The following is a 25,979-nucleotide window of genomic DNA, read 5'->3' on the forward strand; positions in this document are numbered from 1 at the left end:
AAACTATCCCCTAAAGGATAGGGATAGTTAATTAACAGCCAAATTCTAACACCGTATTTGTTGGCTCAAGGTTATCTCAAGGTTAGAAGTGGTTTAAGAATAGGCTGCTTCAAGGTTTAGATGAATTTTTTTGGGCTTCAGCGCGACTCCAGCCACTGCCAACGGATTGACCAATTCCCTGCAAAATGCCTCGGCCAATCAGCCCCAAACCGCGACCAATCACCTGCGTCAGCAGATAGACCACCCCCTTGCCGACCCAAGCCACCACTGCACGCACTGGGGGGGCTAAAGCATCGCGAGCCTCAAGAGCCAAGGTCAGAGCGTAGGGAATCCCTTCTAGTTGCATCAGTTCCTTTTGACGGGGGACAGTCAGCGCCAGTTCCTGAATCCCTCGCTCCGTTAGCCGCAGTAAAACCAAGCGACTTTCAAAGATGTTTTGCGGTTCCTTGACCCAACATTGCCAGCGGTAATGCCAAGAGAGAGCGTTGCGAAAGCGTTCTATTTCCCGCGTTGAGATGTATTGCGACTGGAAAAATGTCTGCTGAATCACCGCGCTATAGCAACACCGATTCAGGAGTGGATAGACGATGCCATTGGCAATAGTGAGCAACCAGTGATCAAGGAGGGCATCGAGGATCTCTAAGGCCGCAGCGGTGCCGTAGCGATAGGTTTGCTGATGGAGGGTGAGGGGCTGCTGGACCAGTAAATGAGCCAGCATCTCCGCCACAAACGGGATTCGCTTCAGATACACGCTGACCACGGTTTCCCTTTCTGTGAGCAATTCCTCAATGAGGTCGGCGTTACTGCCGAGGGCAAAACGATAGGGACGAAAAAACTCCCGCAGGCTCTGCTCCCACAGGTCCTGTAGTAGGGGGTTGCCCCGCTGGTGCAGAAATTCAATACTAGGGGGTGTCGCTTGTAGAGTGCGCACCAGGACATCCCACTGCCGCAGGATAGTATAGAGCAGTTCCCGCCGCTGTTGGAGGATGAGCACCTCTAGCTCCAAAGGCTGCGATGTTAGGTTCAACAGATCCGACTGCAGCCGTTGTAAGCAGCGATCCACCAGTTGGGAAATGATTTCAATCTGCGGACGCACGGGGGATGCCACCGGCCTAAGGGGTGTTTGACTTGGCTGTGGCAGGAAACGGGACACCAACCAGCGGGCGGCCCGAATTTCCCGATGGCGGCCTTCACACACAAGCCGTTCAAGGGGCGACAGGCTCGCCCGACCCAGATGCTGATCCAAAGCCTGCAACCATGCATCCATTTCCCCCAGTCCTTGCTGGAGAACCTGGTACCGCCAACGATCCCACGGATTGGGAAACAGCACCCTCAAAGGCGGCTTCGGGGGCGTTACTGTGTGAACGATTTCCCCTTGGGCAATGGCCAGAATTCCCGCCAACAGATCACTCAGCGCCGTATTGCGATGGTAAATGCCTTCGACAGCGGCCTGTTGAGCAAGGGAGACTAACTCAAGGGCAGCGGGTCGGACGGTGAGAATGATCCGCAGGGCAGGATAGTGTTGTTTCAGCCACTGCCACAGCCAAGGGGTGGTGGCATCATTGACCGTGAGTTGGGCATCACAGAGAACAATCCAAGGCGTGCGTTCCTCATCGAGGGGCGTGTTTTCCAGATAGGTGATTAGGCTGTGGCCATCGTGAAAGACCAGCGGCTCAATTCCCAACTGCTGTCGAATGCCTGTCCAGAGGCCAAGGCGGATAACATCTTCTCCTTCGACAATAATCAGGCCAAAAGTCGGGGAGGCATCAGCAGTGGTAGGAGTCATGGGCCTTTGGTGGAGACTTTGGTGGGGGTGGTAAGGGACTATTCAGGACTATTCAGATATTGACCGAGAACCCCCCTGATAAACAATTCCACAATGTTTGGCACCCACTTAACTCAACGCCAGCATGGAGATCTTTAGGGCTATCTGGAGGGAGGGCAGCGGTAGTTTCTGGGAAATTCCTTGCCAAACCGTTAGCAGCCATTGATTTTCAGCTTGCCGCACGTATTGCTCGACACAGGGGCGCTTTGGGTTAATGAGTAGATATTCCTGAGGGGTTGGAATCTGGCGATAGTCAAAAAACGTTGGCCTGCGATTCCGATTGCTATCTCTTCTTGAGCTCAGTCAGGGGCAGGGGTGAGATGCCTGATCTCTGTTTCCAAGGCTACAGCCATCATGGTTTTTTCTCCTAACCCTTCAGAAGGTAGGGTGGTTATCGCCCCTGTGGGCAATAGGCTATACTGCTGAAGCTGTGGTTTTCTCCGACCGATGGAGCCAACGCCTGACTTTGTTTTGCCGATTCCGGCTGCAGATACCCCCCTGTCTGAGGAGGAATTTTTCCAACAGGTGCGCCAAGCGTGGCAGGTGTGTGAGCGCTTTGACCTGCAAACGGAGATCTGGCGGGGGCAAATTCTACGGACAGTGCGCGATCGCTATCGCCGTCAAGGAGATGAGCAGGGCATCGGCTTTCGGCAGTGGCTCCAGGAACAGGAGATTACTAAACGCCGTGCCTATGATTTGATGCAGTTGGCCGATCGCGCCGATGAATTGCTCAAGGAACGCCCCCTACCCCCTGAAGCCATTTCTCGTTTTAGTAAACGCGCCTTTTTGGAAACTGCCGCAGCGGATCCCGAGGTGCAGGCCCTGATTACCCAAGCAGCAGCAGCTGGCGATCGCATTACCCACCGCGAAGTGCGTCAACTGCAAGAGGAATGGACTGCCCTGCACTCTGCTTTTCTACCGCCAGTGGTACGCCAAAAGGCCAGCGATCGCACCCTTGCCCCCCGCTACCTCGCCCCCCTGGTCAAAGAGCTAGAAAAGCTTCCCCCCCAGCAGCAGCAGGAACTCTCCCAAGCCCTCGCTAGCGACCCCAGCGTGGAAACTATTAAGGAAATCACGGCAACAGCTCGCCAACTCAGCCGCTATCTTGAGGCCGCCCCCCAAATTCAAGCCCTCAACGCTCACCCGGTGGACTTGGAACAGGTCCTGATCGAAGCCCAGCGCCTTGAGCAACTACAAACCGTTGTCGATCTCCTGCAGCAGGCAGCGCAACTGGAAAGTACCATTGCTCGGCTTTATACCACCTGGCAGCGCCTCAGCCATCTGAGCGATCGCCTCTACCAAGAAACGGGTGCCAGCACGCCACAATTACAGGCGCTATTAGAGGCCCTAGATTTTCTCTCTGGCGATATTGTGCAAATTGACCTGGCGGGACAAACCGTTAAAGTACATATCTTTTCTGAGGGTGAAACTCGTGGCCCCAATTCTCCCCCTGAATTCTAAGCCAGTGGATCAACGAAGTCCCCATTACTGGTAACGTGGTATGGAAGCCATGTTATGGCTGGCGGAGTAGTTATTGATTTGAGCACGGTTAGCATGAGAGTCCTTGTAATTGGCGGTGATGGCTATTGTGGCTGGGCGACAGCCCTGTACCTTTCGAATCGGGGTCATGATGTTGCAATTTTGGATAGCCTAATTCGGCGGCATTGGGATGCTGAACTTTGTGTGGAAACCCTCACGCCGATCGCCCCCATTCAGCACCGTCTGCAACGCTGGCAGGATCTCACTGGCAAAAGGATTGGCCTTTATATTGGCGATATTTGTAACTATCACTTCCTTGAGCGCGCCATGCTCGAGTTTCAGCCGGAGGCAATTGTCCACTTTGGTGAACAGCGCTCTGCCCCTTACTCCATGATTGATCGTGAACACGCCGTCTTCACCCAAGTCAATAACGTTGTCGGCACCCTCAACCTGCTGTACGCCATCCATACCCACAATCCCGACTGCCATCTTGTCAAACTGGGTACGATGGGTGAATACGGCACCCCCAACATTGACATTGAAGAGGGCTACATCACCATTGAACACAATGGTCGCAAAGATACATTGCCCTATCCCAAGCAGCCCGGTAGCTTCTATCACCTCAGTAAAGTTCACGATAGTCACAATATCCACTTTGCCTGCCGCACCTGGGGCTTGCGAGCCACCGATTTGAACCAAGGGGTGGTTTATGGCGTCCTCACCGAAGAAACGGGCATGGATGAACTGTTGATTAACCGCCTTGACTACGACGGTATCTTTGGCACCGCCCTCAATCGCTTCTGCATTCAAGCTGCCATTGGCCATCCACTGACGGTTTATGGCAAGGGGGGGCAAACTCGCGGTTTCTTAGACATTCGCGATACGGTGCGCTGTATTGAGTTGGCCGTTAACAATCCAGCAGCGCCGGGTGAATTCCGCGTCCTTAACCAATTCACCGAACAATTTAGTGTCGGTGACCTTGCCCACAAGGTCCAAGAAGCGGGTAAAGCCCTTGGCCTCAAGGTGGAAATCCAACACCTCGAAAACCCCCGCGTTGAAAAAGAAGAGCACTACTTCAACGCCAAAAACACCAAGCTGCTGGATTTGGGACTACAGCCCCACTATCTGTCGGATTCCCTCCTTGACTCACTCTTGAACTTTGCCATCAAATACAAAGACCGGGTGGATGTCAACCACATTCTCCCGAAAGTGAAGTGGCGCGCCTAAGCTGTGATGACTCCCTATGCTGTAACGGCGTCTTGGCTGGCTGAGCATTTGGCAGATCCAAGCGTTGTGATTGTGGACTGCCGCTTTGACCTTATGGACACGACGCGGGGGCAACGGGAGTATGCCCAGGGACACCTACCGGGCGCTTATTATCTTGACCTAGAGCAGGATCTCTCTAGCCCCCGGCAAGAACATGGCGGGCGTCATCCTTTGCCCGATCCCGAGAAATTAGCAGTACGGCTCAACCAAATGGGGGTCACTCCAGAAACGCTAGTGGTGGCCTATGATGATTCGCGGTTTGCCTATGCTGCTCGCTGCTGGTGGCTCTTGCGCTGGTTGGGACACGATCGCGTGGCGGTCCTCGATGGTGGCTATCGCACCTATGTAGCAGCGGGCCATGCCATCACGAGCCTTGTGCCACCGCCTCGGCAGGGAAACTTCAAGCCCCAGCCTCATCCTGAGTGGGTAGTGGATCGCGCTGCTGTGATTGCTGCTCAAGGCGACCCCCAAACGGTGATTGTGGATGCCCGCGAACCCCGTCGCTATCGCGGTGAAATTGAACCCATTGATCCGATAGCGGGTCATATTCCCGGAGCGGTGAACTATCCATGGCAGGCCATCGCCAATGAGCAGGGGCGACTCAAATCGGTTGCGGAACTGCAAGCCCACTGGCAGCCCTTGGCTAGGGCTAAGCAAATTATTGTCTATTGTGGATCGGGGGTAACGGCCTGTGTGGATATTTTGGGGCTGGCGATCGCTGGCCTGCATCAAACCAAACTCTATGCAGGCAGTTGGAGCGATTGGTGTTCCTATTTGACGGCACCTAACAACCGTTCGCTATGATAGCCTAAGCCCTCTTCCTCACTTGGCTATGGAACGTCTTCCCGGTAATGCTCCCCCGCCGTCCCATCGAGGTACTACCCAACCGCTCCACCGTCTTGGCCGTGAACTGCAACGCTTTGGCTGGATTGGCTTTTGGATCCAGGTCGTCCTTGGCTTTGTCTCGCTGTTGATTATTATTATTGTTATCTTTAGCCGCCAATTTAATATCAATCGTCTGCAAAACGGCATGAACAGTCCCACCCTGGGCTTAGTGTTGGCGATTATTGGCCTAGTGTTTTTGGGTGTGAGTATTTACTGCTGCTATCGCTATCCGCAACTGGGCCGACGCTTGGATCAACCAGAAAAGCGCCCAACTAAGGAGCACGTGATCCGCAGCTTGAATATTGGTCTTTGGGTAAATATCGCTGGCATGATTTTTACCGTGGCCGCCGCAGAGTGGAATGTGGGGATGTTATTACTCAAGGTGTTGTCCATTCCCCAAGGGGCAGCGGTCTATGCCACTAATGTATTGATTGAGCCGTTGGAGATTTTTGTAATTCAGGCGAAGGTGAACACGATTGCTGCTCAGTTGACGGGTATTATTGTGGCGCTGTGGTTGTTGCGCTGTGTGCGCCGTCCAGTGTGAATGATCTGAGGAGATCCACGAGACTTGTTTAATTCTCAAGCGGCTGTTGCTAGCAAAATTATTGTGGCTTTGGATGTGCCCAATTTGGAGGTAGCGATCGCCACTATCCACAGGCTGCCCCAAGTGCAATTTTGGAAAGTGGGGCTAGAACTCTTTTGCGCCAGTGGGCCGATTATTCTTGATGTCCTCAAGGATCAGGGGAAGCGTATCTTTCTCGATCTAAAGCTTCATGATATTCCCAATACGGTAGCGGCCGCCGCACGAGCGATCGCTCCCTATGGGGTGGACTTTGTAACCATCCACACTGCCACTGGCTTAGTCGGTCTGAAAACTGCTCAGGCAGCTCTCAGGGAAAGCGCCACTCAACTCATTGGTGTCACATTGCTCACCAGCATTGGCGCAGACACCCTGCAGCAGGAACTCCAAATTCCCCTTGATCCGGCTACCTATGTAGAGCGCATGGCTAGTCTTGCCCATCAAGCAGGACTGGCGGGCATTGTCTGCTCACCGCAGGAAGCTGCACGGGTGAAACAACGCTGGGGCGAGGATTTCTTGAGAATTTGTCCGGGGATTCGCCCCCTTGGTAGCGCAACGGGCGATCAAGCGCGATCCCTGACGCCTAATGCTGCCTTTGCTGCCGGTGCCTCTTACCTTGTCATTGGCCGCCCGATTTTACAAGCAGCGGATCCCGCCGCAGCCTTTGATGAAATTTGCTGCAGCCTTGTTTAAGCAATTTACAAAAGCCTGCAAACCAAGATATGATTAGAAGTTGCTGAACTAGGGCGATTAGCACAGTGGTAGCGCACTTCCTTCACACGGAAGGGGTCACTGGTTCGAATCCAGTATCGCCCATTGCTCGTTGCCAGTTACAAGTTATAAGATCAACTTCATTGGACTTCATTAGACGAGTTTAGGACTCTGCCATGGATACCCCAATTCCGCCGATTCAGCTTCCCCCCTGTGGTGACTGCACTGCGGAGGCGGAATGGTTGGAGGCAGCCCTTCTCAATTGGCTCAATACCGAGTATTTACCGGAAGCTGTGAATCTGGTGATTGCCCAGCGGGCAGCTCAAGTGTACCGCCGTCAGCGGCTGGAAGGGGAGCACGATCTTGGGGGCATTCTCTTGGCCTTGGTCACGGAGTTGCAAGAGTTTGATTTTTCCCAAAGCTTCTATAGCGAGTTTGCGGTTGCCAATGCGGTGAGTGATCTGCTCCTGCGGCGACTGGGCATTGAACCCTGCTGTGGAGTGGGCTAAGCTTTGGGTTCCCAGTTGGGTTTGACCACTTGACGACAGCGGGCAATGACAAGGGCATTATCCGGTACATCTTCTGTGACGGTCGAACCCGCCGCTACTGTGACATTGTTACCAAGGGTTACTGGTGCCACTAAAACACTGTTAGCCCCTGTCTTGGTGCCGCTACCAATATGGGTGGGGTGTTTGCGAACACCATCGTAGTTGGCGGTGATTGTTCCTGCCCCGATATTGACGCGATCGCCCAAGGTGGCATCCCCCAGGTAGGACAAGTGGGAGGCCTTGGTGTCACTGCCCAACTGCGCTTTTTTTAGCTCCACAAAGTTGCCAATGCGGCAGTGATCGGCAACCACACTTTGCTGGCGGATGTGGGCAAAAGGCCCTACTTGGGTATCCTCGCCAATCTCACTGTCGGTAATCACGGCATAGCGAGCGGTCACCCGTTCGCCAATGACACTATTTTCAATCAAGGTGCCGGGGCCAATAATGCTGCCACTGCCAATACGGGTTTGGCCGCGCAGGTGAGTTTGGGGTTCAATCACCACATCCGGTGCTAGCTCAACGGTATCCTCAATCGTGATACTGGCCGGGTCAATTAGGGTCACCCCCGCCTGCATCCAAGCTTTTTTGATTCGATTTTGGAGCACTTGATAGGCTGTCGCCAACTGCACGCGATCGTTGACGCCCAAAATCTCCTCATAGTCTTCCACGTCCACTGCCATCACAGGACTTAGGGCATTGACGGCATCGGTCAGGTAGTATTCCTGCTGATCATTATTGGACTGGAGATGGGGCAACACAGCAGCAAGTTGGGGCCAATGGAAACAATACACCCCAGCATTAATGCGGCGGTTTTGCTTTTGGGCTGTGGTGCAGTCACGATCCTCAATAATTTGCTTCAGCATATTCTGACTGTCGCAAATCACGCGGCCATAGCCTTGGGGGTTGGGAATTTGTGCCGTTAAAATAGTGGCCGCATTGTTGTGTTTCTGGTGAACTGCGAGCAAGTGTGCCAGTGTTTGGCCACGCAATAGGGGCACATCGCCATTGAGCACCAAAAGATGGCCTTCATAGTCCTTGAGGTAGGGCAAAAGCTGCTGCACAGCATGACCTGTTCCCAACTGTTCCCGCTGCTCGACAAATTCCACGTGGGGCTGATCCGCTAAAGCGGCACGGACGGCCTCTCCTCCATAGCCAATGATCACAAACTGCCGTTGCGGTTGCAGAGATTGAACTTGGTGTAAAACCCAGCCCACCAGCGATCGCCCACCTAAGGGGTGGAGAACTTTTGGCAGTGAGGATTTCATCCGTGTGCCTCGTCCTGCCGCTAAGACTGCCACAATGACCATGGATTTGTTGTGCCTCAATGAGCAAAGGGATGGCGAACTGGCACTCCCGGGGGGAAGCCGCCCAGCATCAGCGCCATCCACAATTGGAGTATACCAAGGTTGCGGTAGCCAAAGATAGCAGCCCCACGGGCGAGTCAATGCCCCTAAGATGAATCAAGCGCACCAAAATCCAGTAAGGTTGATGCAGTAGTTGACGAGTCACTCACCGTCCATGACCGCTTCAAAATCAACCAAGCGACCTGTCCCCTTGGCAGCTCAGTTCCTAAAACTGGTGGGAATTATCCTACTCCTCACCTTTTTGGTCGAGTGGGGTATTCTCTTTATTACTCCCCAGTTCAATAACAGCCAGTGGCAACTCACGGTTGTCAACCAATTCATTGACCGCGGCGCCACCCCCTTGATTGGGTTTGTCTTTATCTACACTGGCTTTTGGATTCAAGCGGTCTCTGGGAGTGCTACGCAGCCGGAGCCAGGGGAACCTGCCCTGAAGGATTGGCGATTTTGGGTTTTTGTCCTCTCGAGTTTGCTGGGATTACTGTGCCTGCTGGCGATTCCTCTCTACCTATCCATTACAGGCCAAATTACGGAACAGGCGGTCAACCAAATCAATCAAGAGGCGGCACAGGCAGAAATTCGGCTGGAGCAGGAACAGCAACAAATCAAACAACTGGCCAGTAGCGGTCAATTGCAGCAACTCCTGAAAAGCAATCAACTGCCTCCCGATCAACGGGCGATTCTTGAGCAGTTACAAAAAGACCCCCAAGCCCTCGACAAACAAGCGGGTCAGGCACGGGAGCGCATCCGCAGTCAACAACAGGAAGCGGTCAATCGGGCACAACAGGAAGCTTTTTTGAATCGTTTAAGGGTAGGCATTCGTAGTTTTCTATTGGCAGTGGGCTTTATTACCATTGGTTGGAGTGGTCTGCGCGAGCACCGCTAGGCATTGTTACCATTGCCACCTACCTGAGGAGTGAACTATGGTTTACCTCATCGTGCCTTGGCGCTTTCTGTCGCAGTCGGTGGGTCTTGGCTGCTTGATCAGTTTGCTCCTACAACTGACGGCCGCAGCAGTGGAATTGCGGGTCGCGGTTTTGGATCGGGTGCGTCAAGTAACAATTAGTAGCTCCACCCCAGCGCAATTACGGGATGAGGTGGGTCGGGTCCTGACAGTGGCACCGCAGCAGAGTATTACCGCTGTCCTCACAGGGACTGGCCTACAAGCAGGGGGTGTGCATGGCCGGCAAGTTTTCCTCGAACCTCGAGACAATGGCCTCGTGCGAGTGGGCGATCGCTGGTATCGCGGGCGGTTGCAATTGGTGAGTACCAATGAGGGGATTCTCGCCATCAATCTTGTGGATTTAGAGGCGTATCTGCCCAGTGTAGTGGGTAAGGAAATGTATCCCTCTTGGCCGCTAGAAGCCCTCAAAGCCCAAGCAGTGGCTTCCCGTTCCTTTGTTCTCTTTCGGCGCGATCGCGCCCGCCGTCGGCCGGGCAGCCTTTTTGATGTGGGTGCCACCGTTACTCATCAGGTGTATGGGGGGGTCAGTTCAGAAACCGCCAGTACCCTAGCCGCCGTTGCCGCTACCCGCGGTCAAGTGCTGACCTACAATGGCCGAATTATTGAAGCGCTCTTTCATGCCTCCTCTGGCGGGCACACAGAAAATTCAGAAGACCTTTGGCAAACTGTGATTCCCTACCTGCGGGGTACTCCTGACTTTGACCAAGTCTCCCCCAACTTTCAATGGACGGTTCGTTTTACAGCCGCACAACTGCAGCAACGCCTCCCCGGTATTGGTTCAATTGTTGGCTTTCGCCCCTTACAATTGACCCCCCAAGGGCGAGTCATGTCAGTGCAAGTGGTGGGCACAGCCGGTAGCCGCACAATTTCTGGCAGTGAACTACGGCGCGCGTTGGGACTGCGCAGTACCCTACTGACGATCACACCAGAATATGGTAATGTGGCCAGCCAAAGGGCTCAAAGTGTGCCAGTGGCTTTTACAATTACTGGACGGGGTCACGGCCATGGCCTGGGCATGAGTCAATGGGGGGCCTACGGTATGGCCTTGCAGGGTTACACCTACGACCAAATTTTAGGGCATTATTACCAAGGCGTTACATTGAGTGTATTGGACACAACTGAGCGTTGACGAGCTTTATGTCCCTCGACTATGCTGCCCCTAGCGGTATGGAGTCAAGGTTGTGGTCTTAACACTCTATTTCTTGCGCCACGGGCAAACTAGCTTTAGTCGTGCCAATGCCTACTGTGGAGAACTGGATCCACCCTTGACGGATGCTGGCCTAGCGATGGCTGAAGCGTTTGCCGAGCACTATGCCCAGTTGTCTTGGCAGGCAGTCTTTGTCAGCCCAATGGTGCGAACTCGAGCCACGGCACAGCCCCTGTGCGATCGCCTGGGTCTCCAGATGCAGATCCGCGACGGTCTGCGGGAAATTCACTATGGTCAGTGGGAAGGCCTCTCTCCGGAAGAGGTGAATGCCAAGTTTCACGATGACTATGTGCGCTGGCTGGCGGATCCGGGCTGGAATGCCCCCACAGGGGGTGAGCGGGGGATTGACATCTACTACCGCAGTAATGCCGTCCTCTTAGAAATTGAACGGGAGTATCCCGACGGCAATGTTCTGCTTGTTTCCCACAAAGCCACCATTCGGATTATGCTCTGTGGCCTTCTGGGTATTGATGTGGGACGGTTTCGCGATCGCATTGCTGCCCCAGTGGCCAGTGTCAGTGTTGTGGAGTATACCTCCCGTGGACCACTGCTCCTTGCTCTGGCGGAGCGATCGCACCTGAGTCCAGAACTGCGGCACCTGCCGGGCACCTAACCTATACGGTCATAATATCCTTTTCTTTCTCGGCAAGGAGGGCGTCAATTTTGCCGATGTATTTGTCGGTGAGCTTTTGCACTTTCTCTTGCAAATCCTTGACTTCATCTTCGGTGAGCTCGCCGGCTTTACCCGCCTTTTTGATGTGATCAATAGCATCGCGGCGGATGTTGCGAATCGCTACTTTGCCCCCTTCGGCAATTTTGGCGGCGGTTTTCACCAATTCTTTGCGTCGCTCCGTGGTTAAGGGTGGAATGTTGAGGCGGACGCTAGAGCCATCGTTGTTGGGCGTCAAGCCCAAGTCAGAGAGTTGAATGGCTTTTTCAATGCTGGCCAATGTGGAGCGATCGTAGGGCTGAATCAAAATCGTGGTCGCATCGGGGGTGGAGATATTGGCCAAGGAGCGCAGGGGAGTTTCAGTGCCGTAGTAGTCCACCATCACCCGGTCTAATAACGCCGCGTTGGCGCGACCCGTGCGAATGCTATTGAAGTCATGCTGGGTTGCTTCAACCGATTTTTGCATCCGCTCTTCGACATCAGCTAATTTCACAGGAGCCTCCAACCATCGTACCAATGGGTTCCCCAGTCAAGGCGCGGTAGATGTTACCGGCTGTTTCTAAGCTAAACACAATAATGGGGATATCATTATCTTTACACAGGGCGATCGCTGTACTGTCCATCACTGCCAAGTTATGGGTGAGGGCATGGGTGTAGGTGAGACTACGGTAGCGACGCGCGTTAGGATTTTTGTGGGGATCAGCGTCATAGACGCCATCGACCTTAGTGGCTTTGAAGATCACTTCGGCATCAATTTCGGCAGCGCGCAGGGCCGCGGTTGTGTCCGTGGTAAAAAAGGGATTGCCTGACCCTGCCCCAAAGATCACCACCCTTCCCTTTTCCAGGTGACGAATGGCACGGCGGCGAATATAGGGTTCGGCCACCTCCTGCATGGCGATCGCAGTTTGCACTCGTGTGGGCACATTCATCTGTTCAAGGGCATCCTGAAGGGTCATGGCATTCATAACCGTGGCAATCATACCGATGTAGTCTGCGGTTGCCCGATCCATGCCAGCCGCCGCTCCTTTCATACCACGAAAGATATTGCCACCTCCCACCACAATAGCGGTTTGAACTCCCGCCTGCACCACCTGAGCAATTTCACTGGCAAATGCCTGCACCACTTTTGGATCAATGCCGTAGTTCAGGTCGCCCATGAGGGCTTCACCGCTCAATTTGAGCAATACGCGGCGATATTTAGGATTCATTGCGAGGATTCTTGCACTCCAATACGCTCCCCATCAACGATAGCAGGTTAGACGCGCCCGGTTGGACTCGAACCAACGACCAATCGCTTAGAAGGCGAGTGCTCTATTCCGCTGAGCTACGGGCGCATTTTTCAATATTTTCCCACACGGCATAAGCTGAAGATAATATCTGGCTAGTTAGGACGATGCCGATGGATCTAACTTCTCCTCCTTCTCGTTTGCTTTTGGTCTGCGCTGACAACCACCTGTCGCAACGCATGGGGCAAGACCTTCAGGCGGCGGGTTACGATCCAGTGATTGCGACAACAGAAAAAGAATGTCACTTGGCCTGTGCTGAATGGCAGCCTGCCTTGATTATCATGGATCGCTATTTGGGGCGGCTCAACAGTATGGAGTTGTGCCAGCAGCTGCGTCAGCAGGGGATCAGTCTGCCGATTCTACTAATGCTGGAGAGCGATCGCCTCGAAGATCGGGTCGCTGTCCTGGAGTCAGGGGCTGATGATTATCTATTGCTGCCCTACAGTCCCAAGTCTTTTCTCCAGATGATTCAGCTCTACCTGAAGCCACCGGTAACTCAAAGTGAGGTGTTGCGATTTGATAATTTGACCCTCGATTTGTTGACGCGGCGAGCAGAGCGCAATGGGCGGATCATCGACCTTACCATGAAGGAATATGAACTGCTGAAGTTTCTCATGGAGCACCCCCGCGAAGTCCTCACCCGTGAGCAAATTTTAGAAAACGTCTGGGGCTATGACTTTTTGGGTGAATCCAACGTCATTGAAGTCTATATTCGTTACCTGCGGTTGAAGATTGAACCCGATGGTGAAAAACGGTTGATTCACACAGTGCGAGGAGTGGGCTATGTTCTCCGTGAAGCCTAAGTTACGCTGGCTGGTTCTGGCATTGGTGACGTTGGGGTTTCTGCTAGGGTGTCAAAACCGGAGCCAAGGGGATCCGGCAACCCCGCCTCCAATGGTTCGCGCCGTTCCGCAATATCTACCCATTACGGCGAAGGCGCGCATTCACGATACCTGGATTCAATTGGAAGTGGCGCGCACGCCAGCCCAGCAGCAGTTGGGCTTGATGTTTCGTCCCCAATTGCCGGGCGATCGCGGGATGCTGTTTCCAATGTCTCCGCCCCAAGTGGCCAGCTTCTGGATGAAAAATTGCCTGATCCCCCTCGACTTAATTTTTCTCCGGCACGGCAAAGTGGTGGCGATCGCCCCCCAAGCCCCCCCTTGCCCAACCCTCCCTTGCCCCACCTATGAGTCTGGGGTTCCAGTGGATGCGGTTTTAGAACTGGCGGGTGGCCGCGCTGCTGAATTGGGACTCAAGGTCAATGATCCTGTAGAGATACAGTACTTGGAGCCTTGACTGGCGGTCAGGGTTAATTAGCGTCTGAAATATTATTCCAATATTATTCCAAAGTGCTTTGACTAAATTTTTTGCTGTAGCTTATGCCAATAGTAAATGATCTTAGTAATCATAAATTTTTGTAATAAAATTTGTGAATAACATAATTTAACCAGAAATATAAATTAAGTACCAAAAGCCTGTCAGGATTTACTTCACATTTTTGACCTCATCCACAACTGAGGTTCTTGCTTGATTATTTAACTATATGATAATATAAAAACTACAATTAGCTATAGTCATCGCCAGGGAGGAACCCATGCCGGAGTCGGAGGTTGAAGAGTCATCTCCTTTGCCCCTTAATCTTTGGGAAATGACCGCTGTATTTCTCAAGTTGGGGAGTATTGGCTTTGGCGGTGGAATCGCCATGATTGCCCTCATGGAACATGAGTTTGTCAAGCGACGGCGGCTCTTGGCCATTGATGAATTCCTACACGGAGTTGCCCTCAGCCAAATCCTAGGATCGTTTCCGGTAAATACAGCGCTCTTTGTTGGCTATCGTCTCCATGGATTTTGGGGAGGTCTGTTGGGCAGTCTCGCCTTTTTGCTGCCGTCCGTTGTGGCGGTGATTTTACTATCTTGGCTCTATTTCGGGTTTCATAAGATTCCCTCATTGCAAAGTGCCCTTGCGGGACTAACGCCAGTGGTCATTGGCATTATCTTGGCAGCGGTCTGGTCAATGGGGCAAAAGTCCGTGCGCTCGACGGTAACGATCGCGATCGCCATTGCGGCCTGTCTCGGTAGTTTGACCCGCATCAATCCCTTGCTCATCCTTGGCAGTGGCGGCATCATTGGTCTCATTCTCCAACTTGGCCCACCCACAAAAACCACGAAACTCCAAACTTCCCAAAAATCAGCCCTCGTTGGCTTACCCCTGGCCATCCAAACCCTACCCCACCAAGCTGCCCAAATGGCCACTGCCTCTTCTCAACCCGTTCAGTGGCTAACTCTAGTGTTGACCTTCCTGAAGGTGGGGATTGTTTTCTTTGGTGGTGGCTTTGTCCTAATCCCCGTGCTGAAACAACTCTTGATCGATCAGTTGCATTGGCTGACGCAGCAGGAATTTATTGATGGTGTGGCTATTAGTCAATTGACACCGGGACCGATCGCGGTCATTGCCACCTTTGCCGGATTCCGTGTCGCTGGTATTAGTGGTGCCCTTTTGGCAACCGTGGCCTTATTTTTGCCATCCCTACTATTGATGTTTGCTCTCGCCCACTACTATCAAGTGGTGAAGCATCTCCAACGGGTGAAGCAATTTTTGGCGGGAGTGAATCCTGCAGTGGTGGGTATGGTGTTGTCAGCAGCGATTAACCTTGCTCCTGCAATTGTCCATCCCCAGCCCATCAGTCTCATTCTGAATAGTTTGCTCTTAGTCTTTTCCCTTGTGGCGATTACGCGCCTCAAATGGCATCCAGCAATCGCCCTCGCTGTGGGAGCAACAGTTGGATTACTCGGCGGCCAGTGGTTAACCGGCACCGCCTAGCGAGGAAAACTCAAGCTTGCCCTCGAGTTTTCGAGGGGTCTGAGACTTTAGTGTCAAACTTTCCTTAAGACGAGATTGAGCACGATGTTCAATAATTTTTTGATACATTTTCCATTGTTTTTTTCACTTGCTCCTCCACTTGTAAGCCACTGTTGGGTGCCGGCTGCGGAGCCTTGATTAATTGAATAGCTTGATTTTGCTGTAGAAGCTGCTGAAAGAGTGTCTTGGTTTTTAAGATGGATTCGCTTTGAGGTGGCATAGTATTGGTGGCGGCCAAATAGAAGCCTGAAGGGATAACAGGGCAAAAAGGGATTGCACAATCGGCGCAGCACTGGGGGTGAAAAGCAAACAGGTGCTTTGAGAACTCGGCCAGCACGGTGATTAATTGTCGCTTGATCTTGGGGAGAATCCTCAGAGGCAAGTTCAGTTGCTGTTAACTGAACACGCTGAGTATTGATCATTGTGAGTATTGATCATTGTATTTTAGGAGGCGCTGACGGTGTGGCGATCGCCTGTCCCCGCAGGGCTGACTGCACTAAAGGTCAACTCACTACCCACCAAATCCACCAAAATCGTATCGCCAGGGGTAAAGACCTCCTCAAGAAGCTTCACGGCCAGAGGGTTCTCCAATTCCCGTTGAATGGCGCGCTTGAGAGGACGTGCCCCATAGACTGGATCAAAGCCCACCGCCACTAAATGATCGAGCGCTGCTGGGGTGAGGTGCAGGTGAAGTTTTTGATCCGCAAGGAGTTTTTCCACCCGTCGCAGTTGAATTTGGGCAATCTGAGCCAGTTCCGTCCGCCCTAGCCCGTGGAAGAGAATCACGTCATCAATGCGGTTGAGAAATTCGGGGCGAAAATACTTTTGGGCACTTTGGAGCACCCGTTGCCGCATTTCCTCATAGCGGCTGTCATCCACTGCCAAATCTAAGATATGCTCGCTGCCCAGGTTACTGGTCATAATGATCACAGTGTTGCGGAAGTCCACCGTCCGCCCTTGGGAATCAGTAATGCGGCCATCATCCAGCACCTGCAAGAGCACATTAAAAACCTCGGGATGGGCTTTTTCCACCTCGTCAAACAGAACCACGGCATAGGGACGACGGCGGATAGCTTCGGTGAGTTGACCGCCACTGTCAAAGCCAACATATCCCGGCGGTGCGCCAATCATGCGGGAGACGGCATGTTTTTCCATGTACTCCGACATATCAATGCGCACCAAGGCATTTTCATCATCAAAGAGGGCTTCGGCAAGGGCACGGGCCAGTTCCGTTTTGCCAACGCCTGTGGGTCCCATAAAGAGGAATGAACCAATGGGACGGGCAGGGTCTTTCATGCCAGCTCGGGCGCGGCGGATGGCAGCGGCCACGGCGGCCACGGCATCGGTTTGACCAATCACCCGCTGATGGAGGACTTGTTCCAGCTGCAGGAGTTTTTGGCGTTCTGAGGCCATGAGTTTTTGCAGGGGAATTCCCGTCCACTTGGCAACAATTTCGGCAATGTCAGCTTCGGTGACTTGATCGCGCAAAAAGGTGCCACCTGCGGCTTGAAGTTCCAAAAGTTGTGCTTCGGTGGCCTCCAGTTCCCGTTGGAGGGTTTCTAAACGACCATATTTGAGTTGCGCGGCTTTGTTGAGGTTGTAGTCCCGCTCTGCTTGCTCAATTTGCAACTTCACTTGGTCTTCTTCTTCCTTGAGGCTGTTGATGCGCTCCAGCAGTTCTTTTTCTGCTTGCCAGCGGGCTTGCATGGCCTGTTGTCGCGGCTGCAGTTGGGCAATTTCCGCTTCGATGCGCTGCAGGCGATCGCGGGTGGCCTGTAGTGGCGCTTGGCTGAGGGGCAGGCTCTCCTCCTGTTTGAGGGACAGTCTTTCCATTTCCAGTTGCCGCAGGCGCCGCTCAAGGGCTTCCAGTTCAGCGGGCTTGGTGGTGATTTCCATTTTTAGCTTGGCGGCTGCCTCATCCACGAGGTCAATGGCCTTATCGGGGAGGTAGCGATCGCTAATATACCGATCCGAAAGCATGGCCGCGGCCACCAATGCCGAATCGGTAATTTTAACGTTGTGGTGAATTTCGTAGCGATCCTTGAGGCCGCGCAAAATTGAGATCGTATCCTCAACACTGGGCTGGCCAATATACACCTGCTGAAAGCGGCGTTCTAAGGCAGCATCTTTCTCAATGTATTTGCGATATTCATCTAGGGTGGTGGCGCCAATGCAGCGCAGCTCTCCCCGCGCCAACATCGGTTTAAGTAGGTTGCTGGCATCCATCGACGAGTTTTGATTGGCACCAGCGCCAACAACTGTGTGCAGTTCATCAATAAAAAGAACAATTTGACCTTCGGAATGGGTGACTTCGTGAAGAACAGCCTTGAGGCGATCTTCAAAGTCACCGCGAAACTTGGCACCCGCCACCAGACTCCCCAGGTCGAGGGAAATCAAGCGCCGATTTTTTAGGGATTCTGGCACATCGCCGTTGATAATCCGCTGGGCAAGACCTTCAGCAATGGCGGTTTTACCAACACCCGGTTCGCCAATGAGAACGGGATTATTTTTCGTGCGGCGGGAGAGAACTTGAATAACGCGGCGAATTTCTTCATCGCGGCCAATGACGGGATCCAGTTTGCCTTGGCGGGCAGCTTCGGTGAGATCACGACCGTACTTTTCAAGGGCAGCGTATTTATTTTCGGGGTTTTGATCTAAAACTTTTTGGGCACCGCGAATGGCTTTGACGGTGGCAGCCAACTGCTCGCGATCGCAATTTAGGGCCCGGAAAAGACGTTGACCAATGCGGCGATCGCCCACAAAAGCCAGTAAAAGATGCTCAATGGAAATGAATTGATCCTCTTCCTCTTGGCGGAGGCGATTGGCCTCATCAAGGAGCGCATCCAAACTGCGACCACAGTAGAGTTCGCTGCCTGCGGGAACGCGCGGCTGTTGCTTAGCAAAATCCATCAGCCGCTTGAGCACCCATTCGGTGTCAATATCCGCCCGCTCAAGAATCAGTTGACCCAGTCCCTCTTCCCGCAGTAGGGCAATCATGACGTGCTCTGTTTCCAGGTATTGGCTGCGATATTCCCGTGCCACATCCTGGGACTGAACAATGGCTTCCCATGCCTTATCAGTAAACTTTGTTGGATCCGTTGGTTGCATAGTGATAATTGCGGGCAAAACCCCACCGACTGTGAATGCATTATGCCATCATCTCCAGTGTAATCAACAGGCCACCACCCCACCCACAGGATGATTTACAGAGGTGGCAAATAGAGAAACGCCCGCAGGAGATTAGCCAGTTTTTTCTTGCTGCTATAGTCACCGCTGTAGTACGGTTGCAGGGGGACTGTGTCGCCAGAGGTCATCTGGACCACGACGCGATAGAGGCGATCGCCGTCAGAATCCTTATGGATATCAATGGCAATGTCCCTAATTTCGCGCAAGAGCAATTCCTTGTGAGTTCGGCAGAAAAATTTGCATGGAGAATTGTCAAGGTACCACTGCCCCGATCTCAATCCAGCGTTAAAACACCGGTGCAGGAAATTAGACTCATCCCTACAAACCCTACAAAAAAGAACACCCCTGCCATGATCCCTACTATCTAGCGATCGTCCGCACGCGCTGAAAGTTCGGTTTGATTGGGATCCCCTAAGAATTGGTTAATTTGCTGTACTATGGCGGCGCGATCGCTCGGCTGTGAGATAGCACTACCCAATACGGTTGACTTGCCCGCCACATCAAGAACAATCAAGAACAATGCGGTATATGCGATCGCTCTCACTGTCAATATCCTCCTCCAACTTTGCCTGTCGTAGGAGGGGAAGCGGAATATTCACTCGCTCTTAGATTACAAAATACGTTGTTGTGACACTACATCCATAGGGCAGGGTTTGGCGTTGACGGTGAATTTGTCCAACTGGGAAGAGGCTCAATGTTAGCATAGATACAAGACAAAAAATCCCGCCTATAAACCAATTCCCCAAAGATCTCTGCCGCAAGCGCAGGGAATTGTCCGTTTGCGCCAGTATTTTCACGGCTAATCCTCCTGAGAATGTAAAAATAATCCCACGCTTGTGGCTAACTGCTGAAAATTGGGTTCAATTCGTTGTCCTAAATACTCTTCAACTACCCGAGCAATCATACTTGCTAAAAAGAAGGGGACACCGGTAATGCGTTTTGGATCAATCCTGAGATGGCCACGGCTCGTGATGATCGTTGAGTAACCATTGGCAATAAATTGATTTTCCCCCTGACAGTCAACGGCCTCCGTAAAGGCATGGGGGACAATGCGCCAGCGGGTGAGATAGTGGCGATTGTCCCAATAGCTATAGTCCGTCCATGAGAGCATTGCTTCACTCAAGAATGCCCGTGCCGCCGCTGGAATGTCACCGCCACCATGCCAAACCAAAACCATTTCTAGGCCTTGGGGCTGTTCGTGGCGCGCCTGTACTTCAATTGCTCGCACATTGGGCATCCAGTTCACCAGTTCTGGCAGGCGATCGCGATAGGTGCGATAGACAGCGTCACGGGGAAAGGGTAGCTCTACTTGGGAAGAAATTTCCATGACCTTATCCCCACTGTGGAGACTGCCGCGCAATCACAACCACGTAATCCCCCACCTGCAACTCATAGTTCATCGGTGGATTAATATACGTTTGGCGACGCCCCTCAATGCGACGTTCCACAGCTATCAGGAGAGCATCGTCCTGCTCCTTAAGGTGTCGTTGCGCATACCAAAAGGTTTTGCCTGCCAGCGTTGACGGCAAAGGCAGCCGATAAAATTGGTTCCCCACCTGTACCGTCAGCAGCTCCGCAAAGACGTCCATCGCCCCTTGATTGCGCACTGCATTGCCAATGAGGTGACCTGCCATTTCATCAGCTACAACCACATCCTCCACCCCTGCCGCTTGAAGTTGGACATTGTTATTGCGATCCAAAAGCTGAGCACAGGTGTAGATCGTTGGATTGAGCTTTTCCATGGTCAGCGCAGCAAGAACAGTGCGGGCATCGCGGTCTTGATCACTGCGGGGCTGGCTGGTATCCGCCAAGAGAATGGCACGGGAGGCATGGTAAATCTGCACCTTCTCTAAAACGTCAATGCGGGTATAGTCTCCCGAATAGAAGTAGAGGCGATTTTGATCCGCTGTCCGCAATTCATTCACAGGCAGCTGTGCCAGTTCAGCAATAACGACAATCGGCGCATAGCGGGTTTGGGGATCGGTTTGTAACTCCTCCAGCACAAGGGGGGCACTGCGATTCCAGCCACAAAGAATAATGTGGTTGCGCAACTCATCCAAGTCAAGGTTCTTAATGCTCATGACCGACTGCAACCGCTGCACCATGAAGGCAGACACCACCCCTGTAAACACGGCAAACAAGGTCAGCCCCGACAAAACCACGACTAGGGTAACGATCCGCCCGGCATGGGTTTGAGGATAGGCACCAATGGGTTCGGCAGACACTAAAGAAAAGAAGCTGTACCACAGGGCATCCCCAAGGGTCTTGATGTTTGGGTTTGAGGTTCCTTCGATAATATAAAAAGCCAGGCCCCCAAAGAGCATGATCAACACAATGATTAACAGTGCTGAAATTTGGGCACTGTAGAGACCAGAAATCTGGGGGGCAATGTAGTGGAAGTTGCGGTTCATCAGAATTGAGGCACGGGGCAGACGCAGCAGTGGCAGCAAACGAAACAGTGTCCACTGGGGCGGCGTGGGGAGAATCGCAACTAGATCAAGCCAGTAGTGGCGGAAAAATCGTTGCTTTTTGCGGGCGATCGCAAATCGTAGGAATAACTCAACAACAAAGCACAGCCGCAGGGGTAAATCCGACAGCATCACAAAAAAATTAGGGTACCCGGGCTGTATCCAGAAGAGATCAATAACCACCAAAAGTACCCATATTAAAATCAAAACCAGCAGACTAATTTCTACCTGTGGAGAGTGCAAAAATAGATCAAGCTGCTGTCTCAGCCGGCTTTGTCCCATAGGTGCAGCAAAAAGAGAGCATTAAATTTGAATTGGCGCGATCGCCGGCTACTAATGAGCGAATAGTGAACCTAAGTGGGAATCAGTTCTCCTGGACGCAGTTTTGCCCACCGTCCCTGTTCTTCGACGAAACTCGCACAACTGACCACATCCCACTCCAATTGAATTTCTTCCCCTTGGGTGCGGATATTGACATTGATTGTTGGCTCAATCGGGTCAAAGTCTGGCGTCAGGGTCAAATGGGGCTGCTGGTGCTGCGCTTCAACCGCATGATAAGTGGTGCAGCGATCCACCAGGGCGCAGTTAACACAAATACACATGGCGAATTCTCCCAATGCCACATGTTCCTACTGTAGCGCATCCCCTAGGGTCGCCAAGGAAACTGCCGAAAGTTGGGGGGGCGTTTTTCCAAAAAGGCGGTCTTGCCCTCGGCACTCTCTTGGGTGAGGTAGTACAGCAGCGTTGCGTTCCCCGCTAACTCCTGGAGGCCGGCCTGGCCATCACAATCAGCATTAAAGGCCGCCTTGAGGCAGCGAATGGCCAAGGGACTTTTACTGAGGATTTCCTGTGCCCAGCGGATTCCCTCTGCCTCTAGCTCCTCAACAGGGACAACGGCATTCACCAAGCCCATCGCCAGCGCCTCCTGAGCGGTGTATTGCCGACAGAGAAACCAAATTTCCCGCGCTTTTTTCTGACCCACAATGCGGGCTAGGTAACTAGCTCCAAAACCACCATCAAAGCTCCCCACCTTTGGCCCCGTTTGGCCAAAAATGGCATTGTCCGCCGCAATGGTGAGGTCACAGACCAGGTGGAGCACATGGCCACCACCAATGGCATAGCCGGCCACAAGGGCAATCACGACCTTGGGTAGGGAGCGAATTTGCCGTTGCAGATCCAGCACATTCAGCCGCGCCACCCCCTGCTCGTCGAGGTAACCTGCCTCAGCGCGAATGCTTTGGTCACCACCTGCACAAAACGCATACTTACCATCCGTGTGGGGGCCTGCCCCCGTGAGCAAGACAACCCCAATGGTGGGATCATTGCGAGCATCCTCAAAGGCCTGACTCATTTCAACAATGGTTTGAGGGCGAAAGGCATTGCGCTTGTGGGGGCGATTAATCGTAATTTTGGCAATGCCCGTCGTTTTGTGGTAAAGGATGTCAGTGTAGTTGTGAACCTGCTGCCAGTGGACGCTGTCCATAAAGTATCATCGCCGAGGTGAACCCCCATTGTACCCTGAGGATTCCCAGGTTGAGAGGGGAATAACATCGCCTAAACAACTGATCTGTTCTACCTGTGGAAGTCCCCAAAAGCAAGCTCACCGACGGCAGCCTGCCAGAAAACGCCTGAGGGTCTCTCGCCATGAATTCTTGATAGCACTCCTGCGATACGAAGGCGCGGGAGGCCACCAATGGGTTGTCCCCCAATCCTCAGGTATCATAAAACTCTAGGCACATGGGCATAGCAGGATCATGAGCAGTGATTTTCTCGCAGGACTCAATCCCTCACAGCGGCAGGCGGTGGAGCACTACTCGGGTCCCCTGTTGGTGGTGGCAGGAGCCGGTTCTGGGAAAACGCGCACGCTCACCTATCGAATTACCCATTTGATTCGCCATCGTCAGGTAGCACCAGAGAATATCTTGGCGGTGACGTTTACCAATAAGGCCGCCCGCGAAATGAAAGAGCGGATTGAAGCCCTTTTTAGCCAAGAGATGGCCAAGGAGCTCTACGGCAGAGACTGGCTGGATCTGTCCCCTGCAGAACAGCAGCGGGTGCGATCGCGCGTCTATCACACCTACACCAAGCCCCTATGGATTGGCACCTTCCACAGCCTATGTGCTCGACTTCTGCGCTTGGAAATTGAGGCCTATCAACATCCCCAAGGGTATCGCTGGACGCGGCATTTTACAATTTTTGATGAGTCAGATGTACAAACCCTAATCAAGGGAATTATTACGGGTGAACTCAATCTCGATGAGCGCAGGCATGATCCGCGCGCTATCCGCTACAAAATTAGCTATGCCAAAAACCGCAGACTCAGCCCAGATCAATTGGAGCAGGAACAGAGATCGCCCGCTGGTCGTGTAGCAGCAGAGGTTTATCGTCGCTATGAGGCAGCTCTTGCCAAGAATAATGCCCTTGATTTTGATGATTTAGTTTTGCGAACAGTGCATCTGCTGCAACAGCGCCCTGAGCGTCTTGACTATTGGCATCAGCAGTTCCAGCATATCCTGGTGGACGAGTACCAAGATACCAATCGCACCCAGTACGATTTCATTCGGCTGTTGGCCACCAATGGCACCCCCCCTCAACAGTTTCAGAATTGGGGCAATCGCTCAATTTTTGTGGTCGGCGATGTAGATCAATCCATCTATTCATTTCGCTGTGCCGATTTCACTATCCTGATGAATTTCCAGCAGGATTTTGGCGATCGCCTACCCGATCAGGATACCCGCACAATGATCAAGTTGGAAGAAAACTATCGCTCCGTTGCCAACATTTTGCAGGCCGCCAATTATCTCATTGAGCACAACAGTGAACGCATTGATAAAGTGCTACGTCCCACCAAGGATGCCGGTCCCCCCATTCACTGTGAATGTTGCGACACCGAAACCGATGAAGCCTATTTCATTGCCCAACAGATTAAAGCCTTGGGCAGTCAATCCCTCGAACCCCAATGGGGACGGTTTGCGATTCTCTACCGTACCAATGCCCAATCTCGCCCCTTTGAGGAGGCTTTAGTTCGCGCAAATATTCCCTACACCGTGGTTGGTGGTCTCAAGTTCTATGAGCGCAAAGAAGTCAAGGATATTCTCGCCTACCTGCGGCTGCTGCAAAATCCTCAAGACACCGTGAATCTGCGGCGAATTATCAATGTGCCGCGCCGCGGTATTGGCAAAACCACGCTAGAGCGCCTCAGCGATGCTGCCCAAACCCTTGGCATTTCCCTGTGGGACTTAATTGCTGATACCGAATCCATGACACCGTTGGCTGGGCGAGCCAGCCGGGCACTGCAGCAGTTTGTGACCCTCATGACCCGCCTGCGATCGCTAGTAGACGATATTGAACTCCCTGAACTGGTGAAAACCGTGATTGAAGAGACAGGCTACCGCCGCGAACTCGAAAACGCAGGCACCGACGAAAGCTTAGAGCGACTGCAAAACCTGATGGAATTGGTCAACGCTGCCCAGCAATTTAGCGAGGAGAATGAGGGGGCCAGCCTCAGCGATTTCCTCAACAGTTCTGCCCTTGCCTCAGATTTGGATACATTGCAAGAGGGAGAGGGGGGCGTCTCCCTAATGACCTTACATGCTGCCAAGGGGCTAGAATTTCCCGTGGTCTTTTTGGTGGGGATGGAGCAGGGACTGTTTCCCAACTTCCGCAGTCTCAACGATCCCATGGCCCTAGAAGAGGAACGCCGCCTCTGCTATGTGGGCATTACCCGTGCCCAGGAGCGCCTCTTTCTGACCTTTGCCCAAAGCCGTCGTCTTTACAATGGCAGGGAAGACACGATACCGTCGCAATTTCTGACGGAGCTACCCCCAGAACTGCTCACGGGCAATGTTCAACGCCGCCCCCCAAGGGCCACTGTCATGAAGGTATCCCCCTCGCGGTTAAGCAAGGCTGCTGCCTCGCCTTGGCGGGTGGGCGATCGCATTGTCCATCCCGTCTATGGCGAAGGGGAAATTACCCATGTCTTCAATGTGGGGGCGAAACTCTCTTTGGTGGTTCGCTTTCCGCGACGCGGGCAAAGGGTCGTTGATCCCCGGCTGACGCCCCTTGAGCGGTTGTAAATCGAGAACCCATCTAGGATATTCAGGCTTATTGCATTAAGTCTGGTTGTAGGATCCGGTTGTTTGGCTAAAACTTACACTTTTTGAGCGTCATGATCAGCATGAATAGACAGGAACTGCCAACCGTATGATTATAGCAACACTTTTTACCCTCAGCGCTGCGATGCTCAGCCCTGCGATCGCCCCCCAACTACCCGCAATAGTTGCGCAGCAAATCCAACCCACAGGAATCACCTTCTACGCCGATAGAGGGGAGGGACTATTTCGCATCAGTGGCCGTCCGAGGCAAAAAGTAACGTTTATGAGTATTGTCATTGATTCGCAAAAGGTGGCGGATATCAATATGCAACTTGCGGATGGCCACTCTATTGGCTTCTCTGGCAATCTCATTCAGCAGGATGCCTACAATCTGCGGATTCGCTTAACCAGTTCGGGTATGGCTGATGCCCATGGCACCCTCAAGATCCGTTACGGCCCTCAGCAATCCATTCTCAACTTGGTGGGTCATGGTCAATTAGATGGTCAGCCCTTTGTGCTCACATTTAGACGCAAGTGAGTTGACAGAACTTCACCAAAGCAAGAATAATAAGAGATCGCCTACGAAAAA

Annotated in this window: 26 protein-coding genes and 2 tRNA genes; 15 read left to right on the forward strand and 13 right to left on the reverse strand. The window is 52.8% G+C overall.

All coding sequences use genetic code 11. The features are described from left to right. Positions 1–109: 109 nt before the first annotated feature. On the reverse strand, positions 110–1,786 hold the full coding sequence (locus IGQ16_RS00590; protein ID WP_024125448.1) for a DUF3685 domain-containing protein: 1,677 nt from the start codon (positions 1,784–1,786) through the stop codon (positions 110–112). A gap of 486 nt (positions 1,787–2,272) precedes the next feature. On the opposite strand from IGQ16_RS00590, the gene IGQ16_RS00595 reads away from it, so the two are divergent. The 7 genes from IGQ16_RS00595 (at position 2,273) to IGQ16_RS00625 (ending at position 7,255) form a co-directional block, all read left to right on the forward strand. Beyond that, positions 2,273–3,286 (forward strand): hypothetical protein, encoded by a 1,014-nt coding sequence (locus IGQ16_RS00595; RefSeq protein ID WP_297059840.1) that lies wholly within the window; start codon positions 2,273–2,275, stop codon positions 3,284–3,286. 93 nt (positions 3,287–3,379) lie between these two features. Then, positions 3,380–4,531 carry an NAD-dependent epimerase/dehydratase family protein gene (locus IGQ16_RS00600; RefSeq protein WP_041429804.1) on the forward strand — a complete coding sequence of 384 codons (1,152 nt, stop codon included), beginning with the start codon at positions 3,380–3,382 and terminating at the stop codon, positions 4,529–4,531. A gap of 6 nt (positions 4,532–4,537) precedes the next feature. Next, positions 4,538–5,374, forward strand: coding sequence for a sulfurtransferase (locus IGQ16_RS00605; protein ID WP_041429206.1), 837 nt, complete (start codon positions 4,538–4,540; stop codon positions 5,372–5,374). Between the two features lie 28 nt (positions 5,375–5,402). Beyond that, complete coding sequence (locus tag IGQ16_RS00610; protein ID WP_024125453.1) at positions 5,403–5,999, forward strand: DUF3611 family protein; 597 nt, start codon at positions 5,403–5,405, stop codon at positions 5,997–5,999. A 24-nt stretch (positions 6,000–6,023) separates the two neighbouring features. After that, on the forward strand, positions 6,024–6,728 hold the full coding sequence (gene pyrF, locus IGQ16_RS00615; protein WP_024125454.1) for an orotidine-5'-phosphate decarboxylase: 705 nt from the start codon (positions 6,024–6,026) through the stop codon (positions 6,726–6,728). 51 nt (positions 6,729–6,779) lie between these two features. Next, positions 6,780–6,851 (forward strand) — tRNA-Val (locus tag IGQ16_RS00620). Between the two features lie 71 nt (positions 6,852–6,922). Beyond that, positions 6,923–7,255: a hypothetical protein gene (locus tag IGQ16_RS00625; protein WP_024125455.1), complete on the forward strand. Its 333-nt coding sequence runs from the start codon at positions 6,923–6,925 to the stop codon at positions 7,253–7,255. On the opposite strand, the gene glmU is transcribed toward IGQ16_RS00625, so the two are convergent. Next, the gene (gene glmU, locus IGQ16_RS00630) at positions 7,252–8,601 is read right to left on the reverse strand and encodes a bifunctional UDP-N-acetylglucosamine diphosphorylase/glucosamine-1-phosphate N-acetyltransferase GlmU (protein WP_024125456.1); all 1,350 of its coding nucleotides are present in this window, start codon (positions 8,599–8,601) and stop codon (positions 7,252–7,254) included. The two genes, IGQ16_RS00625 and glmU, sit on opposite strands and share 4 nt — an antisense overlap. A gap of 211 nt (positions 8,602–8,812) precedes the next feature. On the opposite strand from glmU, the gene IGQ16_RS00635 reads away from it, so the two are divergent. Genes IGQ16_RS00635 through IGQ16_RS00645 form a run of 3 tightly spaced genes read left to right on the forward strand, consistent with a single transcriptional unit; the run spans position 8,813 to position 11,439 of the window. Beyond that, positions 8,813–9,541 carry an HpsJ family protein gene (locus IGQ16_RS00635; RefSeq protein WP_024125457.1) on the forward strand — a complete coding sequence of 243 codons (729 nt, stop codon included), beginning with the start codon at positions 8,813–8,815 and terminating at the stop codon, positions 9,539–9,541. Positions 9,542–9,578: 37 nt separating this feature from the next. Beyond that, a complete protein-coding gene (locus IGQ16_RS00640; protein WP_297059843.1) occupies positions 9,579–10,748 on the forward strand; it encodes a SpoIID/LytB domain-containing protein in 1,170 nt (389 codons plus the stop codon). A gap of 52 nt (positions 10,749–10,800) precedes the next feature. Further along, on the forward strand, positions 10,801–11,439 hold the full coding sequence (locus IGQ16_RS00645) for a histidine phosphatase family protein (RefSeq protein ID WP_024125459.1): 639 nt from the start codon (positions 10,801–10,803) through the stop codon (positions 11,437–11,439). Between the two features lies 1 nt (position 11,440). Here IGQ16_RS00645 and frr read toward each other — a convergent pair whose 3' ends face one another. The 3 genes from frr to IGQ16_RS00660 form a co-directional block, all read right to left on the reverse strand. After that, entirely contained in the window at positions 11,441–11,989 is a 549-nt protein-coding gene (frr, locus tag IGQ16_RS00650; protein ID WP_024125460.1) for a ribosome recycling factor, read from the reverse strand. Continuing rightward, positions 11,976–12,704 carry a UMP kinase gene (pyrH, locus tag IGQ16_RS00655; RefSeq protein WP_024125461.1) on the reverse strand — a complete coding sequence of 243 codons (729 nt, stop codon included), beginning with the start codon at positions 12,702–12,704 and terminating at the stop codon, positions 11,976–11,978. The genes frr and pyrH overlap by 14 nt, the downstream gene beginning before the upstream one ends. A gap of 52 nt (positions 12,705–12,756) precedes the next feature. Further along, positions 12,757–12,830, reverse strand: a tRNA-Arg gene (locus IGQ16_RS00660). Positions 12,831–12,895: 65 nt separating this feature from the next. On the opposite strand from IGQ16_RS00660, the gene nblR reads away from it, so the two are divergent. The 3 genes from nblR to chrA all read left to right on the forward strand — a co-directional run bounded on the left by nblR (position 12,896) and on the right by chrA (position 15,603). Beyond that, positions 12,896–13,585 carry a response regulator transcription factor NblR gene (gene nblR, locus IGQ16_RS00665; protein ID WP_024125462.1) on the forward strand — a complete coding sequence of 230 codons (690 nt, stop codon included), beginning with the start codon at positions 12,896–12,898 and terminating at the stop codon, positions 13,583–13,585. Beyond that, a complete protein-coding gene (locus IGQ16_RS00670) occupies positions 13,566–14,078 on the forward strand; it encodes a DUF192 domain-containing protein (protein ID WP_024125463.1) in 513 nt (170 codons plus the stop codon). The genes nblR and IGQ16_RS00670 overlap by 20 nt, the downstream gene beginning before the upstream one ends. 298 nt (positions 14,079–14,376) lie before the next feature. After that, positions 14,377–15,603, forward strand: coding sequence for a chromate efflux transporter (gene chrA / locus IGQ16_RS00675; RefSeq protein WP_297059845.1), 1,227 nt, complete (start codon positions 14,377–14,379; stop codon positions 15,601–15,603). A gap of 53 nt (positions 15,604–15,656) precedes the next feature. Here the strand turns inward: chrA and IGQ16_RS00680 are convergent, their stop codons facing one another. From IGQ16_RS00680 to menB, 8 genes are all read right to left on the reverse strand, one after another. Then, positions 15,657–16,064: a hypothetical protein gene (locus IGQ16_RS00680; protein ID WP_297059847.1), complete on the reverse strand. Its 408-nt coding sequence runs from the start codon at positions 16,062–16,064 to the stop codon at positions 15,657–15,659. A gap of 22 nt (positions 16,065–16,086) precedes the next feature. After that, positions 16,087–18,750 carry an ATP-dependent chaperone ClpB gene (clpB, locus tag IGQ16_RS00685; protein WP_024125465.1) on the reverse strand — a complete coding sequence of 888 codons (2,664 nt, stop codon included), beginning with the start codon at positions 18,748–18,750 and terminating at the stop codon, positions 16,087–16,089. A gap of 95 nt (positions 18,751–18,845) precedes the next feature. Next, positions 18,846–19,034: a hypothetical protein gene (locus tag IGQ16_RS00690; protein WP_162147184.1), complete on the reverse strand. Its 189-nt coding sequence runs from the start codon at positions 19,032–19,034 to the stop codon at positions 18,846–18,848. A gap of 158 nt (positions 19,035–19,192) precedes the next feature. Further along, positions 19,193–19,372 carry a hypothetical protein gene (locus IGQ16_RS00695; protein ID WP_297059849.1) on the reverse strand — a complete coding sequence of 60 codons (180 nt, stop codon included), beginning with the start codon at positions 19,370–19,372 and terminating at the stop codon, positions 19,193–19,195. A gap of 255 nt (positions 19,373–19,627) precedes the next feature. Beyond that, the gene (locus IGQ16_RS00700; RefSeq protein WP_024125466.1) at positions 19,628–20,155 is read right to left on the reverse strand and encodes a hypothetical protein; all 528 of its coding nucleotides are present in this window, start codon (positions 20,153–20,155) and stop codon (positions 19,628–19,630) included. A gap of 4 nt (positions 20,156–20,159) precedes the next feature. Continuing rightward, positions 20,160–21,578 (reverse strand): NAD-binding protein, encoded by a 1,419-nt coding sequence (locus IGQ16_RS00705; protein WP_297059852.1) that lies wholly within the window; start codon positions 21,576–21,578, stop codon positions 20,160–20,162. A gap of 71 nt (positions 21,579–21,649) precedes the next feature. Next, positions 21,650–21,898, reverse strand: coding sequence for a Ycf34 family protein (locus IGQ16_RS00710; RefSeq protein ID WP_024125468.1), 249 nt, complete (start codon positions 21,896–21,898; stop codon positions 21,650–21,652). A 44-nt stretch (positions 21,899–21,942) separates the two neighbouring features. After that, the gene (menB, locus tag IGQ16_RS00715; RefSeq protein WP_297041007.1) at positions 21,943–22,779 is read right to left on the reverse strand and encodes a 1,4-dihydroxy-2-naphthoyl-CoA synthase; all 837 of its coding nucleotides are present in this window, start codon (positions 22,777–22,779) and stop codon (positions 21,943–21,945) included. Positions 22,780–23,050: 271 nt separating this feature from the next. Here menB and IGQ16_RS00720 point away from each other — a divergent pair, with 271 nt between their 5' ends. Then, positions 23,051–25,372 carry a UvrD-helicase domain-containing protein gene (locus IGQ16_RS00720; protein ID WP_297059854.1) on the forward strand — a complete coding sequence of 774 codons (2,322 nt, stop codon included), beginning with the start codon at positions 23,051–23,053 and terminating at the stop codon, positions 25,370–25,372. A gap of 127 nt (positions 25,373–25,499) precedes the next feature. Beyond that, complete coding sequence (locus tag IGQ16_RS00725) at positions 25,500–25,928, forward strand: hypothetical protein (RefSeq protein ID WP_297059856.1); 429 nt, start codon at positions 25,500–25,502, stop codon at positions 25,926–25,928. Positions 25,929–25,979: the final 51 nt, after the last annotated feature.

This window comes from Thermosynechococcus sp. M3746_W2019_013 (assembly GCF_015296045.1).
Taxonomy (GTDB): domain Bacteria; phylum Cyanobacteriota; class Cyanobacteriia; order Thermosynechococcales; family Thermosynechococcaceae; genus Thermosynechococcus.

Excerpts from the sequence above, each read along its gene's own strand:
- clpB (WP_024125465.1), bottom strand. The coding sequence starts at position 18,750 with ATGCAACCAACGGATCCAACAAAGTTTACTGATAAGGCATGGGAAGCC.
- chrA (WP_297059845.1), top strand. The coding sequence starts at position 14,377 with ATGCCGGAGTCGGAGGTTGAAGAGTCATCTCCTTTGCCCCTTAATCTT.
- IGQ16_RS00595 (WP_297059840.1), top strand. The coding sequence starts at position 2,273 with ATGGAGCCAACGCCTGACTTTGTTTTGCCGATTCCGGCTGCAGATACC.
- IGQ16_RS00590 (WP_024125448.1), bottom strand. The coding sequence starts at position 1,786 with ATGACTCCTACCACTGCTGATGCCTCCCCGACTTTTGGCCTGATTATT.
- IGQ16_RS00640 (WP_297059843.1), top strand. The coding sequence starts at position 9,579 with ATGGTTTACCTCATCGTGCCTTGGCGCTTTCTGTCGCAGTCGGTGGGT.
- IGQ16_RS00635 (WP_024125457.1), top strand. The coding sequence starts at position 8,813 with ATGACCGCTTCAAAATCAACCAAGCGACCTGTCCCCTTGGCAGCTCAG.
- IGQ16_RS00600 (WP_041429804.1), top strand. The coding sequence starts at position 3,380 with ATGAGAGTCCTTGTAATTGGCGGTGATGGCTATTGTGGCTGGGCGACA.
- IGQ16_RS00605 (WP_041429206.1), top strand. The coding sequence starts at position 4,538 with ATGACTCCCTATGCTGTAACGGCGTCTTGGCTGGCTGAGCATTTGGCA.
- IGQ16_RS00720 (WP_297059854.1), top strand. The coding sequence starts at position 23,051 with ATGAGCAGTGATTTTCTCGCAGGACTCAATCCCTCACAGCGGCAGGCG.
- IGQ16_RS00670 (WP_024125463.1), top strand. The coding sequence starts at position 13,566 with ATGTTCTCCGTGAAGCCTAAGTTACGCTGGCTGGTTCTGGCATTGGTG.
- pyrH (WP_024125461.1), bottom strand. The coding sequence starts at position 12,704 with ATGAATCCTAAATATCGCCGCGTATTGCTCAAATTGAGCGGTGAAGCC.
- nblR (WP_024125462.1), top strand. The coding sequence starts at position 12,896 with ATGGATCTAACTTCTCCTCCTTCTCGTTTGCTTTTGGTCTGCGCTGAC.
- IGQ16_RS00625 (WP_024125455.1), top strand. The coding sequence starts at position 6,923 with ATGGATACCCCAATTCCGCCGATTCAGCTTCCCCCCTGTGGTGACTGC.
- IGQ16_RS00680 (WP_297059847.1), bottom strand. The coding sequence starts at position 16,064 with ATGATCAATACTCAGCGTGTTCAGTTAACAGCAACTGAACTTGCCTCT.
- glmU (WP_024125456.1), bottom strand. The coding sequence starts at position 8,601 with ATGGTCATTGTGGCAGTCTTAGCGGCAGGACGAGGCACACGGATGAAA.
- menB (WP_297041007.1), bottom strand. The coding sequence starts at position 22,779 with ATGGACAGCGTCCACTGGCAGCAGGTTCACAACTACACTGACATCCTT.
- IGQ16_RS00700 (WP_024125466.1), bottom strand. The coding sequence starts at position 20,155 with ATGGAAATTTCTTCCCAAGTAGAGCTACCCTTTCCCCGTGACGCTGTC.
- IGQ16_RS00710 (WP_024125468.1), bottom strand. The coding sequence starts at position 21,898 with ATGTGTATTTGTGTTAACTGCGCCCTGGTGGATCGCTGCACCACTTAT.
- IGQ16_RS00725 (WP_297059856.1), top strand. The coding sequence starts at position 25,500 with ATGATTATAGCAACACTTTTTACCCTCAGCGCTGCGATGCTCAGCCCT.
- IGQ16_RS00705 (WP_297059852.1), bottom strand. The coding sequence starts at position 21,578 with ATGGGACAAAGCCGGCTGAGACAGCAGCTTGATCTATTTTTGCACTCT.
- IGQ16_RS00610 (WP_024125453.1), top strand. The coding sequence starts at position 5,403 with ATGGAACGTCTTCCCGGTAATGCTCCCCCGCCGTCCCATCGAGGTACT.